The sequence below is a fragment of the Salinivibrio sp. MA351 genome, from assembly GCF_001996065.1.
In the GTDB taxonomy this organism is placed as follows: domain Bacteria; phylum Pseudomonadota; class Gammaproteobacteria; order Enterobacterales; family Vibrionaceae; genus Salinivibrio; species Salinivibrio costicola.
Genome location: NZ_MUFG01000030.1, coordinates 1 through 14,556 on the forward strand (window position 1 = coordinate 1; position 14,556 = coordinate 14,556).

Consider the following 14,556-nt stretch of genomic DNA (forward strand, 5'->3'; position numbering starts at 1 on the left):
GCCGAACTCAGTAGTGAAACGAAGCAGCGCCGATGGTAGTGTGGGGTCTCCCCATGTGAGAGTAGGACATCGCCAGGCTCTCATTGCTTATCTTGTTGATAGCTCGATGCTTTTGATATCTGCGATGCTCATGTATTGGCATACACTGCGCGTCTCGATTCAAAATCCTCATCGCATCAAACAAGATAATCTAATTAGMGCTTAATATTGGGCTTTAGTTAGCAAATTAAGCATCAAAGCAATTAAGTGTAAGACTTTGATGAGACAGAATTGGTGCGGAGTGGTAGTTCAGTTGGTTAGAATACCGGCCTGTCACGCCGGGGGTCGCGGGTTCGAGTCCCGTCCACTCCGCCACTACTTATAGGGGTATAGCTCCAACTGGCAGAGCAGCGGATTCCAAATCCGCGTGTTGGGGGTTCGAATCCCTCTACCCCTGCCACCTAAAAAGCACCGACTTATGTCGGTGCTTTTTTTTATACAAGTATCACTCGATACACTCGCTTATTGGTGATTTTTTGTGTTTATGAGTAAGAGCACTTATTAGTCGTTTTTGGCGACAAATTGGCTTGGCCCAGTCGTATTAGGCTGATGACTAAAACAGAGTTCATAAGTGAAGGCGGTGGTATGCTTGGTGTCTTCTCCGCTTGTATGTTTATATTCCACTTCAACAATCACTCGTTGGTAGCCCGCGCCTTCAAATTGATCGATCTGCGCTAATCTCGTTGAAAGATCGTCAGCTTTAAATAACCAGCCTTTTACTCTGTCCTTTGCGTTATCACTTAACTCGATCCCTGGGTGCCCTGCTGCCGATCCCCAGCCACGGTCGGTGCGTATTGCTTGTATGCTGGCTTTGTGCCAGCTCCCTTTCATATCAGCGAGCAGGTGGTGGTTCTCTTCGTCTGGACAAAGAGTACCGTAAACAAATAGATTATTGAGCATAGGCGTCGCTCCATGAATACACCTTGTTATCATTGCTTTTCTATCCTATCTCTGACATCAAGTGTGCGGCAAGTGATAAGGTGTGTTTATCACTTGTATTTAGGCATTAACGATCGCAAAATCGGCGCCCGATGTAGGGGCAACCTATACTTTCAGTGGTGAGCTTTATGGTGGTAATTAAGTAATGAAACGACGTATTGGCAAGGTAGTGGCCTGGGGAAGCGCCATTTTAGTCCCAACGGCCATAGTGGGTGTCAATGGTTACTTTACTGTCCCCGATGGGTCACAGTTACACACTGTCTCTGGTATTTATCGCCAATGTGTTGATTATACCCATTCATTACCGCTGGATGAACAAGGCCATTTCTCTTTGCTGGTTTGGAACATTTACAAACAGCAGCGGCCACAATGGGATACAGCATTGACGCAGTATCGAGATCCGCATCGTCTTATGCTATTACAGGAAGCGAGTTTTGGCCCTCAACTCGCGCGCTGGATTACACAGTCATCACTTCATTATGATCAAGCCTATGCGTTTGCGATGCAAGATGCGGTCGCTGGGGTTATGAATCTTTCTCAGGTTAATCCTCTCCATAGCTGCGCTTATACAGCGGTAGAGCCCTATTTACGCTTGCCCAAAAGTGCACTGTACAGTGAGTATCAGCTTTCCAATGGTCAGCGACTGGCTGTGGTCAATATTCATAGCATTAACTTCACTTACGCGATGGCGGCTTATAAAAAGCAATTAGCAGCGCTTGAGCAAGCCTTGTTACGTGTTGATGGACCGATTATCTTGGCAGGGGATTTTAATACGTGGTCGCAACGGCGATTAGAAGCAGTCAGAGCGATGGTGTCGCGTTTGTCTTTACAAGAAATGCATTTTCAACCGGACCAGCGGATGACTAAGTTTGGGCTGCCTTTGGATCATATATTCTATCGCGGATTGACCGTGGAGCAGGCCAGTGCGATTGATAATGGTGCCTCCGATCATGCGGCGATGGAGGCACAACTTAAGGTGCTAGGGTGAGCGCTCGTCGCGTGTGATGCATTAACCCATAGCTGTAATGGATTAACTCACAGCAATGATGATCGCCCAGCCACCGAAAACAGCTACCCAGGGGAGAGTGGCGACAACAATGGCTTTACCTTGATTTAATGGTGTCCAGGTACCAATAGCGGTAATACTGAGGACCCAGTACCATGGTAGGAGCAAGGGTAAACTGGCTGCCCAGGCTGTCCAGGGTGATGTCAGCGGTAGCTTGAGCAGGCCATTCAGACTATTGAGATCAGCATGAGCCGGAAGGATAAAGCTCGGTGCGAGTGTCATATTGGTATAGCTTGCTAAATCACCAATGACTGCCGGCAGGAAAATAAAGCAGGATGCCGCTAACCAGTGACGATAGCCAAAGTTAGGTGCCTCTTGCTTGGTGGATAACCGGAACCAAAGGGCTAAGGCAAAAATTACCGCGGCACGACCAAACCAATCCCCCAATACTTCAGAGGCTAGGAGTGTTTCTCGTTGTAACCACTTTTCCGCTTCTGCTTGAGGCATGGACAGCTGTTGAGCCAGTGCTTGCTGAAGGGTTGATACATCCGTGTGATCAAAATAAGCACTCCAAAACGCAATCGCGCTCAAGCACATTAGTAAATAAGCAACCCAGCCCCACGCTGGTCGTTGACTTAGTGCGGCGAAACACGCACTTGGTCGGAGTACGGTGTCACGTAAGGCATAAAATGGATTGGTTGAGGCTTGCATCATGAGCCACTACTCCGTGAAATATCAATATGAAGCGTCAACTGTTGTCCCGGTTGGATATATGCGTTCTGGCGCAGTTGGTTCCATTTGATTAAATCTGACACGGATACCTTATATCGATGTGCAATCGTGCTCAGTGAATCACCTTGGCGAATACGGTAGGTGATTGTGCGAATACGTTGCGTATTGTTTTCTTTATCCCACACAACGAGCTGTTGACCAATGCTTAAAGTGTCGCGAGGACTCATGCCGTTCCACTTCGCGAGTTGGCGATAATCCACGTCATAACGACGCGCAATCGTCCAAAAACTATCTCCCTGACGTACTGTGTGAGTACGCTTATAACCATCACGCTCGGCAGCCTGCAAGGCGGCTAACCGTTGAGGGGCACTTAGCGTGTATTGAGACTCATCTTTGAGCGATACCGGGATCATTAAGCGTTGACCCACACGAATGCGTGATGAGCGTAACTGATTCGCGCGTTTGAGTACTTTTACCGTGGTATTATACTGGTCTGCTATCTCACTTAGGCTATCGCCCGACTTAACCGCATAGCGTTCGACACGAAGTCCCTGATTCTCATTTTTCGCGAGCTCGGTATTGAAGCGCGCCACCTTATCATTCGGCAGTAAAAGGTGAGTTGGGCCCGATGGAGATGTTGCCCAGTGGTTATAGGCTGGGTTAAGGCTTTGCAGTTCTGACACAGTCAAACCGGCATAGTTAGCCGCTAACGCGAGATCCATTTGCATACCCGGATCGACCATGGTTAACACTGGTTGGTTAGGGATTTCAGGGAGATCTAAACCGTATTTGTTTTTATTGCGCAGCACGTCACCCAGTGCGATGAGTTTGGGCACATAACTGCTGGTCTCTTTAGGAAGGTCAAGGTGCCAGAAATCGGTCGGTTTTCCGCGCTGCTCGTTACGTCGGATCGCTCTTGATACGCGCCCTTCGCCGGAATTGTACGCCGCGATTGCGTGTAACCAGTTGCCATCAAACATGCCGTGCAAGTACTCGAGATAATCAAGTGCGGCATCGGTTGATTGGGCCACATCACGTCGGCCGTCATACCACCAGTTTTGTTCTAAGCCAAAGCGTCGCCCCGTAGCAGGAACAAACTGCCATAAGCCCGCTGCTCTACCATGAGAATAGGCAAACTGATCAAACGAGCTTTCAACAACAGGCAGCAGTGCCAGCTCGAGTGGCATATTACGAGCTTCTACTTTTTCAACAATAAGGTGTAAAAAGGGCGTCGCGCGCTCAGTCACGGTTGCGAGGTGATTAGGGTAGTTTAAATACCAATTTCGATACCGCCTCACCGATGCATTATTTGGGACAGGCAAGGAGAGTTGCATACTGATCCGCTGCCAAACATCCTCTTGTTTTTGCGGTGAGAGTACCGTGGGTTGGTTAGGTACCGCTTTCTCTGGTGTTACTGCGGTCTCTGTGGGCGCAGATGAAGCCTTCTGGCCCGCAATAGGAGGCGCTTTGTGGGCGGTATCCGTGTCTTGAGTGTCACCCGTTGACTGACAGCCGCTCAGCAACAGTGTGCTCAATAAAACTAAACGGTACTTCATGGCATAAAAACCTTCGTCCAAAATAGCCGATGATGATAGGGGCTGGTCTCACTGATGACAAGAGACTCAGCTCAAAATTCGTCCTTCCACTGACGTAACGCGCGGAAAACTTCTAATTCAGTGTTATTTTGCGCACGCCCGCTGAGCGCTTGAATTACGCTTGGCTCATGAATGCGCAAAAACGGATTGACACGTTTTTCGCGTCCAATGGTGCTCGGTAGTGTTTGTTTTTCCTGAGCGCGTAATCGGTTGACTTCTTCGCGATACAAATGGAGATCATCGTTTTCAGGTTCGACAGTGAGTGCGAAGGCAACATTGGCAGCGGTATACTCGTGGGCGCAATAGACCTCTGTTTCAATCGGCAAGGAGGCTAGCTTCTTAAGCGAATTTAGCGCTTGTGCTGCGGTGCCCCCAAGCAAGCGGCCACAGCCAGCAGAGAATAGCGCATCACCACAAAACAGCTTCCCATCGCCAACAAAAGCGATGTGATCATCAGTATGTCCTTCAACTCCGACCACTAAAAATCGATGATCGAAAACATCAATCTGATCGCCATCTCCCACTGCCATACTTAAGCGCGGGATAGGTTTGATCTCCGGTCCGATAACTTGGGCGCTGGGTGCGAAACGGACAAGCTCCTCAATACCATTCGTATGATCCCAGTGGTGATGTGTGATAAGAATACAAGACAGTGTCAACGTATTTGCTTTGAGATAGTCAATAACCTGACTTGCTTCACCGGGATCGACCACGGCGCATCGATTATCTTCACTAATAATGAGCCATATGTAATTATCGTTAAATGCAGGTATGCTTTTGACGTGAAGCATTGGGTTCTCCAGCGATAGAATGAGCCTTAATAATGAAACCAGCGCGCATTGAACATCAGTTTGACTATCCCTATACATGGGACCAGATTGCCTACGGTGATTGGGCGCGCACCCAATTGCAAACTCGGCTGGATGAGTGCCTGCCTACTTTATTCGGCTACCATTTGCTTAAATTAGGTGGATTAAGCTGCGAGCTAGTCAGTAAACAGTGTAACATTCAACACCAAGTCTGTGTCGATAAACACAATCCGATGCGTAACCTCACGGCTGCCCACTATGCCTTACCGTTTATCCAAAAGTCCTTTGATGTCTGTTTACTCGCACACCAACTTGATTATAGCGACGACCCGCACCGATTACTAAGAGAGGTCGATCGCGTGATGATTGACGATGGTTGTTTGATTCTTTCTGGCGTTAATCCAACCAGTCTCCTGGGGATGAAAAAGCTGATTAGAGGTCGACATCAGCGCCTACCTTGGGGAGGACGAATGTTTTCACCGCTGCGCGTCAAAGATTGGTTAAGTGTCATGAACTATGAAATCATTACCGCACATCAAATGGGTCTATGGCCAACACAACGCCCCAACGCTCGCCATGCGTGGGTTGAAAGTAGCGCCAGTATGATAACGCCCGCGTTAGGATCTATTTATCTTATTATGGCGCGAAAACGCAGTTATCCACTTAAACCGATTAAGCCCCGTTGGAAACTAAAGCAAGCGGTATCGCCGCTAGGGGGAGTTGTACCTAACGGCGGTTAGCGCACCATGCTTTTATGCAGGAGGCTGATAGCCTTCGTCTGTTTCGGTTGGTTGGTTAGCGGCTTGACGCGCGAGCTCATCACAACGTTCATTTTCAGGGTGACCGGCGTGGCCTTTTACCCAGTTCCACGTGATCTGGTGGTTGGCTGCCACCTGATCTAATTGCTGCCACAGGTCGGCATTTTTAACCGGCTTCTTATCCGCCGTTTTCCACTGGCGCTTTTTCCAGTTATGGATCCACTGGGTAATTCCTTGGCGAACGTATTGGCTGTCCGTGGTCAGAACCACTTCGCAGGAATCTTTTAACGCTTGTAACCCGACAATCGCGGCCATCAACTCCATGCGGTTGTTGGTGGTGAGGGTAAACCCAGCACTCAGCGTTTTTTCATGCTGCTTATAGCGCATTACCACACCATACCCCCCAGGACCTGGGTTACCGAGGCATGAACCATCTGTGAAAATTTCTACCTGCTTGGTCATCTTTGATACTATAGGCTATTCATCTGAGCCAAGTTTGACACAGTTATTGCCATGAAAGCGAATTACGATCGTCTCATCGTGTTAGATACCGAAACCACAGGTATGAACCGCGAAGGTGGGCCTCACTACCGAGGTCACAATATTATAGAAATCGGTGCCGTTGAGATTATCAATCGCAAACTCACCGGTCGGCACTTTCATGCCTATATCAAACCCACGCGCGCGATCGACCCTGAAGCGATTTCAGTGCATGGTATTACTGATGCATTTTTAGCAGATAAGCCTGCCTATACGCACGTGCATCAGGCCTTCGTCGACTTTATTCAAGGTGCTGAGTTGATTGCTCATAATGCGCCCTTTGATGTGGGGTTTATGGACCATGAGTTTAAAAACCTCGGGGTATCGGTGCGAACCAATGAGATTTGCACAGTCACAGATACCTTGGCAATGGCGAAGAAAATCTTCCCAGGCAAACGTAATAACTTGGATGTATTGTGTGATCGCTATGGCATTGATAACTCAAGGCGCACATTACACGGGGCTTTACTGGATGCGGAGATACTAGCTGACGTCTATCTGTTAATGACGGGTGGACAAACAGATTTATCCTTTAATGCAGGGACCGACACTGATAATGCAAGCCCAATGGCGCCGAGAACGGTTAAGCGTCAGAAATCGCTAAAGGTCATCCCTGCATCGGCCGATGAAATGAGTGCGCATGAAGCGCGGTTAGACTTTATTGAACAAAACGGCAGCTGTCTTTGGCGGCAGTAGGAGCAGGCATGAGAAAGCGGTGGTGGGCAGTTTGTTTTTGTTTCCCTTTATTGGCACACGCCAACGAGCAAGAAATCCGGCTGCTGGAAAACCGCTTTCGCGTTGACCCCACGATTGAGCGTGCTGCGTTTGTCATTTATCGAGAAAAACCCAGCATGCCCGTGGTCTTGGTTCGGCCTGACGGAAGCAAATATTATGCATGGCGGCATCCCGATAATGTCTCTTGGCATCAAGAGGCTGATATGGACATTGTATCGATTAGCGATCCGATGCCCGGGCCGTGGCAAGCCATTGGTCGCGTTAGCCCTGATAACAAAGTGAAAGTGCTGAGCGACTTGCGCATGAAAGTGGAAGATTTGCCCAGTCGGCTTTATCAAGGTGAAGCGATTAAATTCACCGCACGATTAATGTTAGGTGATGACCCCCTTAATCTGCGAGACTTTATTCGGCGTGTGGATCTCACCGTTAGTTTTTCTGAGTTTGTTGACGATCCTGCCTCGCTTAATCCTGACCAACGTCCTCAGCCAAAATCACTCGGTCAGTTTAGTGATGATGGAACAGGACTGGATGAAGCGCCTAATGATGGGATCTTTACTGTTTCGCTTCCTATTGATGTGATGCCAGGTAAGTATCGAGCACGTGTGACATCGGGAAATGGGATCTTCTTTCGTACCCTTGAGCAAGAAGTCCTCGTTTACCCGACGCCACTCATGGCGACTTTTAAGCAAAGCCAAATAGATGATGAGCCGCATCAGTTAACTATCCAAATGGAACAAGCTAGCATTGAGCCCGGCAGCGTGTCTGTTCATGCCAAGTTTACTGATACCGAAGGCAAGACAACGGTTTATCAAAAAAATAGTGAGGAAAAGTCAGAGACACTCTCGCTCGATATTCCCTATGCGAGTACGCCTGGGCAATATAAATGGCGCTCAACACTATATGCGACAGACCAATTGTCGGGGCGCTCCCTGGTTTTCCCCTTACCAGAGCAAACTTTTGCTGTTACAGATTACGCAGCGCTAGAACAAGCTGAAGCAGAGCGCGAAGCGCGTGAGCAGGCAATGATGGAGGCCGCCGAGGCACGGAGACGAGAAAGAGAGCAGGCTGAAGCACGTACAACGTCTCTCATTATTATTGGCTTAGGTAATTTACTTGTTATCTTGATTGGCGCCGCAACCTGGTTTGTGCTGAAAAAGCGTAAAGCACGAAAATTAGCTGAAGCCGCGCAAGAGCTTGAAGCTCCGCCACCCGATAAAGACGCGGAGTCAAAGGAGGCAAGTGAAGAGACGGATGAGCTGGATATCGATGGATCGAATAAAAATGTTTAGCCGTGGCGAATGATAAAATTTAGCCGTGATTAATGATAAAAAAAAGAGAGGGAAATCCCTCTCTTTTAGCGGTACGCTCAAAATACAGTGCGGTTATGCCGCATTATGCATCTTGTTTTCTTTGACTGACGCGGCAGGTAACTCTGCAGGATCAAAGTCATCGACATTGATTGTTTCGAGTCGACCTTGCTCGGCTTCTCGCAGCAAGTCGGCTTCTTGCTCGGAAATGACGCCAGCGTGTAACCCTTTATCGGCTACTTGATCCAGGAACATGAACGGCAACTTCTCGCCAAGACCGTCACAGACCTTCTTATGGATAGGCTCAGCCTTGAGGATGTCATGCAACGCTTTCTCGATATTGCCGATCGCATTGCCTGGCTCAAAGAATTGACCACGACCAATCCGGTCACGCGTCGCACTAGGTGATTGTAAAATCACTGCCAATTTACCATCCAGACGATCACCCGGCTGGCGGCGTCCTCTACCAAGAGGGAACACCAAGGCTCTTACTAACCCGGCAATCACACGATTCGGGAAGTTTGCGAGGAAACCATCCAATGCTTGCTCTGTTTGGTACATCGCGTCTTGCATGCCCCAATGAACCAAAGGAAGATCCTCGGTCTGGTAGCCTTCGTCAGCGTAACGCTTCATGGTCGCGGATGCTAAGTAGAGCTGGCTAAGCACATCCCCCAAGCGCGCCGATAAGCGCTCTTTACGTTTCAGGTTACCGCCCAATACCGCCATAGAGACATCAGCAAGTAGTGCCAGCGCAGAGCTATAGCGATTCATCTGCTGGTAGTAACGACGTGTCGCGTCTTTGCGTGGTGCTTTCGAGAAACGTCCATCGGTTAAACCAAGCCAAAGGGTGCGAGCAACATTGCTAAATACAAAGCCGACGTGACCGAACAGTGCTTTGTCAAATGCTGCAAGTGCCGCTTGCTGATCGCTATTCTCGCTCGCACGAATCTCATCCAAGACAAATGGGTGACAACGAATCGCCCCCTGGCCAAAGATAATCATTGAGCGGGTCAGAATATTCGCACCTTCCACGGTGATAGCAATCGGTGAGCCCTGGTAATTCCGGCCCAAATAGTTTTTCGGCCCTAAACAGATGCCTTTACCACCAATAACATCCATCGCATCAATGACGCTCTGCTGGCTACGGTGAGTACAGTGATATTTGACGATTGCCGAGATAACAGAGGGTTTTTCGCCTGCATCAATCCCTGTCACGGTCAACGCACTCGCGGCATCCATAACATAGGCATTACCCGCGATGCGAGCCAGCGGCTCTTCGATCCCTTCCATTTTGCCAATCGGCAATTTGAACTGACGACGAATACGTGCGTAAGCGCCGGTTGCAAGTGCAGCCGATTTAAGCCCACCCGTGGTATTTGAAGGCAGCGTGATACCGCGACCAATAGACAAGCACTCCATCAACATGCGCCAGCCTTGACCGGCCATTTTTTGCCCGCCAATAATAAAGTCCATCGGAACAAAGACTTCGTTACCTTGAGTCGGGCCATTTTGGAAAGGCACGTTCAATGGGAAATGGCGGCGACCAATTTGCACACCTTCCATATCGGTTGGGATCAATGCGCAAGTGATGCCGAGCTCGTCTTGATCACCGAGTAGATGATCGGGGTCGCGTAGCTTAAATGCCAAGCCTAAGACAGTCGCTACCGGTGCAAGCGTGATATAGCGTTTGTTCCAGGTGATTTTCATTCCCAGGACTTCTTCACCGTTCCAAACGCCTTTGGTCACTACGCCGTAGTCTGGAATAGAGCCCGCATCCGAACCGGCTTCTGGGCTGGTTAATGCAAAACAAGGGATCTCCTTACCCTGGGCAAGGCGAGGGAGGTAGTGGTCTTTCTGATCCTCGGTACCATAATGCTGAAGTAGTTCACCAGGGCCGAGCGAGTTAGGAACACCCACGGTTGACGACAGTACACCAGAAACCCCCGACAGTTTTTGCAGTACTAAAGACTGTGCATATGCGGAAAACTCTAGGCCACCATATTGTTTTTTGATGATCATGGCGAAGAACTTATTGTCCTTCAGATACTGCCACACCTCTTCGGGAAGATCGGCAAGCTCGTGCGTGACCTGGTAGTCATCAACCATGCGACAGACCTCATTGACAGGTCCATCGAGGAAGGCTTGTTCTTCAGCGCTAAGTGTGGGGGCCGGAATATCATGCAATTTGTTCCAATCCGGGGCGCCGCGGAATAAATCGGCTTCCCACCAGACGGTGCCTGCGTCGATCGCTTCTTTCTCCGTTGCTGACATTTCTGGCATCACGGATTTAAAGGCTTTAAATGCAGGCTTACTCAGCCAATTGCGACGAAATGTCACAATATTTAGTGGTAGAGCAATGACGGCAAAAATTAACCAAGTAATTTGCCCCACACTCCCTATGACTGTCCCTACAACTAATCCGGCTGCCAGTACGGCAGTCGATACCAGCAACTTAGCACGATGGTATGCGAGTACGCCGGCCAGTATTAGCATGGCGACGATATATAACCCTGTTGCCATCACGTCATCTCCTTCGGTTTAATTAGGCTCTTACGCGTCGTGGTAAGAGGTCGTACCACTCAATGTAACCAAAAAATTAAATAATTGTAAAATCATACGGTGTGACCTGGCCTGCAAGGTCAGAAAATCTTCACTGCAGTTATTGCACAAATGGAAAGATAGGTTGCCATTCAAGCAAACGTGACCGAGCTCGCTTGCTGGATGATAACGGTAGTCGACAGCCCTAAAACGATACGGGTACACTGACAGTTGAACTGACTGATGCCTAACGGGCGTGATATTTGTTAACAGTGGGAAGGTGCCATGTACCAAGATCTTATTCGCGGTGAGCTTTCAGAAGCAGCCGATGTGTTAACCGCATTTTTGAGTGATGACAATAACATCCAGCAGATTGAAAAAGCGGCGACACTCCTTGCTGATAGTTTTAAGGCCAGCGGCAAGGTGTTGTCTTGTGGTAATGGTGGCTCACATTGTGATGCGATGCATTTTGCTGAAGAACTCACCGGGCGTTACCGCGAAAACCGTCCAGGCTACCCGGCGATTGCCATTTCCGATCCGAGTCATATTTCCTGTGTCTCCAACGACTTTGGCTACGAGTATGTTTTCTCCCGTTATGTTGAAGCCGTGGGTATGAAGGGGGACGTTCTGTTTGGCCTATCGACCTCGGGGAATTCAGGGAACATCTTAAACGCGATGGAAGCGGCTCAGAAAAAGGGCATGAAAACAATCATGCTAACGGGAAAAGATGGCGGCAAAATGGCCGGGCTAGCGGACATAGAAATTCGGGTTCCACACTTTGGTTATGCTGATCGCATTCAAGAAGTTCATATCAAAATTATCCATATTCTGATCCAATTGGTGGAAAAGGAAATGGCAGCATAATTCGCAGAGGTAGACGAAAGAATGTGTGAGTTGCTTGGCATGAGTGCCAACGTCCCTACGGATATCTGTTTTAGTTTTACCGGCTTAATTCAACGGGGCGGAAAAACAGGTCCGCATCGTGATGGTTGGGGGATTACTTTTTATGAGGGTAAAGGATTTCGTACCTTTAAAGATCCGGCCCCCAGCAGTCAATCTAAAGTCGCGGAGCTTGTAACCAGTTATCCGATCAAAAGCTGTTCGGTCGTTAGTCATATTCGTCAAGCGAACCGAGGCGGCGTGAGCTTGGAAAACACACACCCTTTTACGCGAGAAATTTGGGGACGCCATTGGACCTTTGCCCATAATGGCCAACTCTCTGGGTTTGAAAGTCTCGAGACGGGACATTTCAAACCCGTGGGAGAGACCGATAGTGAAAAGGCCTTTTGTTGGTTGTTAAACGAGCTGTTTAAGCATTATCCAAAGCAACCGGACAACATGTGTGAGGTGTTTGATTTTATTGCTTCACGCTGTGACCGACTGCGCGCGCTTGGCGTATATAATATGCTGTTTAGCGATGGCGATTATGTGATGGCGTATTGCACCAATAATCTGCATTGGATTACGCGTCGTGCGCCATTTGGTCGAGCGAGTTTGATCGACCAAGAAATGACAGTTGATTTTCACGAGCAGACAACGCCGGATGATATTGTTTCAGTGATTGCGACGCAGCCGCTGACCAACAATGAGAGCTGGCATAAGATGCAAGAAGGGGGGTACTGCGTGTTCCACTTTGGCGAGGTCTATTGCTCGAACCAAGCGAGCGTCGCCACATCATGATCGAACAGGCGCCGAGGCGCCTGTTCATCGCAATGCCGGTCAATCGTCAGCTGCATGGCCTGAAGGACCGAGTGGCTGATTGTCCAACCAAGCTTTCCCAGCTTCCATTTTAAGCCGTCCATCAATAAACCATTTAACCACTAATGGATAGATTCGGTGTTCTTGTTGTTGAACACGGGCGGCGACGGAATCAATCTCATCATCGGCAAAGATAGGGACGCGAGCTTGTAATATCACAGGCCCACCATCAAGTTCTTCCGTGACAAAATGTACCGACGTCCCATGCTCTTTGTCGCCAGCATCAATCGCGCGCTGGTGGGTATGTAGTCCCGTGTATTTAGGGAGCAGTGATGGGTGAATATTCAGCATCCGCCCTGCGTAATGGCTGACAAAACCTGGGGTTAAAATACGCATAAAGCCAGCTAATACCACTAAGTCGGGTTGATGAACATCGATAGCCCGAACCAAAGCCGCGTCATAGTCTTCGCGGCTCGCATACGCTGTATTAGCAACGACCTGAGCGGGAATATCGGCTTGCTCGGCACGTGTTAGGCCATATACGTTTGCTTTATTGGCGATAACAGCAACGATGCGTGCCTGATGCCCCTGATGAAACTGATCAATGAGCGCTTGCAGGTTTGAGCCACTACCAGAAATTAACACAACAATGCGTTTCATTCTGTGAGCTCCACTTGCGCTTCATTAGCGTTTGCATGGGCAATATGACCCAGTTGCCAAGCGGTTTCTCCTGCTTCATTGAGTAAAGCTATTGCTTTCTCTGCTTCGGTTTGTGGTAGCGCAATGACCAAGCCAACACCACAGTTAAACGTACGTAGCATTTCGTAATCGCTGACATTGCCTTTTTCTTGCAGCCAGTCAAAAATTGCAGGCCACTGCCAGCTACTATTGTCGATCACTGCTTTTGTCCCTGCAGGTAATACGCGGGGAATGTTCTCCCAAAAACCGCCACCTGTGATATGCGACACCGCGTGGATTGAGGTTTGCTCCTGCAGCGCTAAGACAGATTTGACGTAAATACGGGTCGGTGCCAACAAATGTTCGATAAGCGGTTGACCGGCCAATGGCGTGCTGAGATCCGCTTGGCTCACATCGAGGATTTTACGGATCAGGGAATAACCGTTTGAGTGCGGACCACTGGACGCAAGGCCAATCAGTGCATCGCCATCGCCGACATTGCTGCCATCAATCAGCGCCGACTTTTCCGCCACCCCGACACAAAAGCCAGCGACATCATAATCGTCGCCACTATACATTCCCGGCATTTCAGCGGTTTCGCCGCCGATCAAGGCACAGCCGGCTTGTTGGCAGCCGTGTGCGATTCCGGTCACGACATTGGCAGCGACGTCGACGTCGAGCTTTCCTGTGGCATAGTAATCAAGAAAAAATAACGGCTCTGCGCCTTGCACAATCAGATCGTTGACACACATCGCCACCAAATCGATGCCAATTGTGTCATGTTTATTCGCGTCCAATGCAAGGCGTAGCTTGGTTCCAACGCCATCCGTACCAGACACCAGTACGGGCTCTTTGTATTTGGTTGGCAATGAACAAAGTGCACCAAAACCGCCTAGTCCTCCCATCACTTCAGGGCGATGTGTTTGTTTCACCACACCTTTAATACGATCGACCAGTGCGTTGCCGGCATCAATGTCGACACCTGCATCTTTATAGCTAAGAGATGATTGTTTACCGCTCACTGCAATTCCTCGCCGGAGTTGGAAATCAAAAGTCGGCGCTATTCTATCAGCGCATTCAGTGAAAGGAAAACGTTTGCGTAAGCAGTTTGGTGAGATTCTAAACGATATATCAAGCGCTATCTCTACGCTAGCAAATTACTTTCATGTATACTACCGAGAA

At 49.0% G+C, this 14,556-nt stretch carries 15 protein-coding genes and 2 tRNA genes; 9 read left to right on the forward strand and 8 right to left on the reverse strand.

Features of this window, described 5'->3' with window-relative positions; all coding sequences use genetic code 11:
- The 3 genes from BZG78_RS15535 to BZG78_RS13375 all read left to right on the forward strand — a co-directional run.
- The coding region (locus tag BZG78_RS15535) for a hypothetical protein (protein WP_077661483.1) at window positions 1–205 on the forward strand (205 nt) is incomplete at its 5' end.
- A gap of 72 nt (window positions 206–277) precedes the next feature.
- Window positions 278–354 (forward strand) — tRNA-Asp (locus BZG78_RS13370).
- A gap of 8 nt (window positions 355–362) precedes the next feature.
- Window positions 363–439: transfer RNA gene (locus BZG78_RS13375), tRNA-Trp, on the forward strand.
- 101 nt (window positions 440–540) lie between these two features.
- Here the strand turns inward: BZG78_RS13375 and BZG78_RS13380 are convergent.
- Window positions 541–939 carry a gamma-glutamylcyclotransferase family protein gene (locus BZG78_RS13380; protein ID WP_021024170.1) on the reverse strand — a complete coding sequence of 133 codons (399 nt, stop codon included), beginning with the start codon at window positions 937–939 and terminating at the stop codon, window positions 541–543.
- Between the two features lie 184 nt (window positions 940–1,123).
- Here BZG78_RS13380 and BZG78_RS13385 point away from each other — a divergent pair, with 184 nt between their 5' ends.
- On the forward strand, window positions 1,124–1,966 hold the full coding sequence (locus tag BZG78_RS13385; protein ID WP_077461649.1) for an endonuclease/exonuclease/phosphatase family protein: 843 nt from the start codon (window positions 1,124–1,126) through the stop codon (window positions 1,964–1,966).
- A gap of 42 nt (window positions 1,967–2,008) precedes the next feature.
- Here BZG78_RS13385 and BZG78_RS13390 read toward each other — a convergent pair whose 3' ends face one another.
- The 3 genes from BZG78_RS13390 to gloB form a co-directional block, all read right to left on the reverse strand.
- Window positions 2,009–2,698 carry a YIP1 family protein gene (locus tag BZG78_RS13390; RefSeq protein WP_021024168.1) on the reverse strand — a complete coding sequence of 230 codons (690 nt, stop codon included), beginning with the start codon at window positions 2,696–2,698 and terminating at the stop codon, window positions 2,009–2,011.
- Window positions 2,695–4,272: a LysM peptidoglycan-binding domain-containing protein gene (locus BZG78_RS13395; protein ID WP_021024167.1), complete on the reverse strand. Its 1,578-nt coding sequence runs from the start codon at window positions 4,270–4,272 to the stop codon at window positions 2,695–2,697. The genes BZG78_RS13390 and BZG78_RS13395 overlap by 4 nt, the downstream gene beginning before the upstream one ends.
- 71 nt (window positions 4,273–4,343) lie before the next feature.
- Window positions 4,344–5,102 (reverse strand): hydroxyacylglutathione hydrolase, encoded by a 759-nt coding sequence (gene gloB / locus BZG78_RS13400; RefSeq protein WP_077661484.1) that lies wholly within the window; start codon window positions 5,100–5,102, stop codon window positions 4,344–4,346.
- Window positions 5,103–5,134: 32 nt separating this feature from the next.
- Between gloB and BZG78_RS13405 the strand changes: the two genes are divergently transcribed.
- The gene (locus BZG78_RS13405) at window positions 5,135–5,860 is read left to right on the forward strand and encodes a methyltransferase domain-containing protein (RefSeq protein WP_021024165.1); all 726 of its coding nucleotides are present in this window, start codon (window positions 5,135–5,137) and stop codon (window positions 5,858–5,860) included.
- 12 nt (window positions 5,861–5,872) lie between these two features.
- On the opposite strand, the gene rnhA is transcribed toward BZG78_RS13405, so the two are convergent.
- Complete coding sequence (gene rnhA, locus BZG78_RS13410) at window positions 5,873–6,340, reverse strand: ribonuclease HI (protein WP_021024164.1); 468 nt, start codon at window positions 6,338–6,340, stop codon at window positions 5,873–5,875.
- Window positions 6,341–6,391: 51 nt separating this feature from the next.
- Here rnhA and dnaQ point away from each other — a divergent pair, with 51 nt between their 5' ends.
- Window positions 6,392–7,114, forward strand: a complete 723-nt coding sequence (gene dnaQ / locus BZG78_RS13415; RefSeq protein ID WP_021024163.1) for a DNA polymerase III subunit epsilon — start codon at window positions 6,392–6,394, stop codon at window positions 7,112–7,114.
- A gap of 8 nt (window positions 7,115–7,122) precedes the next feature.
- Complete coding sequence (locus BZG78_RS13420; RefSeq protein ID WP_077461646.1) at window positions 7,123–8,442, forward strand: TIGR03503 family protein; 1,320 nt, start codon at window positions 7,123–7,125, stop codon at window positions 8,440–8,442.
- 93 nt (window positions 8,443–8,535) lie between these two features.
- Here the strand turns inward: BZG78_RS13420 and fadE are convergent, their stop codons facing one another.
- Entirely contained in the window at window positions 8,536–10,980 is a 2,445-nt protein-coding gene (gene fadE / locus BZG78_RS13425) for an acyl-CoA dehydrogenase FadE (RefSeq protein ID WP_077661485.1), read from the reverse strand.
- Window positions 10,981–11,283: 303 nt separating this feature from the next.
- Here fadE and lpcA point away from each other — a divergent pair, with 303 nt between their 5' ends.
- Together lpcA and BZG78_RS13435 are read left to right on the forward strand one after the other, a co-directional pair.
- Window positions 11,284–11,862 (forward strand): D-sedoheptulose 7-phosphate isomerase, encoded by a 579-nt coding sequence (gene lpcA, locus BZG78_RS13430; protein WP_021024160.1) that lies wholly within the window; start codon window positions 11,284–11,286, stop codon window positions 11,860–11,862.
- Between the two features lie 21 nt (window positions 11,863–11,883).
- The gene (locus BZG78_RS13435) at window positions 11,884–12,678 is read left to right on the forward strand and encodes a class II glutamine amidotransferase (protein ID WP_077661486.1); all 795 of its coding nucleotides are present in this window, start codon (window positions 11,884–11,886) and stop codon (window positions 12,676–12,678) included.
- A gap of 39 nt (window positions 12,679–12,717) precedes the next feature.
- Here the strand turns inward: BZG78_RS13435 and purN are convergent, their stop codons facing one another.
- Together purN and purM are read right to left on the reverse strand one after the other, a co-directional pair.
- The gene (gene purN / locus BZG78_RS13440; RefSeq protein WP_021024158.1) at window positions 12,718–13,356 is read right to left on the reverse strand and encodes a phosphoribosylglycinamide formyltransferase; all 639 of its coding nucleotides are present in this window, start codon (window positions 13,354–13,356) and stop codon (window positions 12,718–12,720) included.
- A complete protein-coding gene (gene purM / locus BZG78_RS13445) occupies window positions 13,353–14,396 on the reverse strand; it encodes a phosphoribosylformylglycinamidine cyclo-ligase (protein ID WP_021024157.1) in 1,044 nt (347 codons plus the stop codon). Before purM ends, purN begins: the two co-directional genes overlap by 4 nt.
- Between the last annotated feature and the right edge of the window lie 160 nt (window positions 14,397–14,556).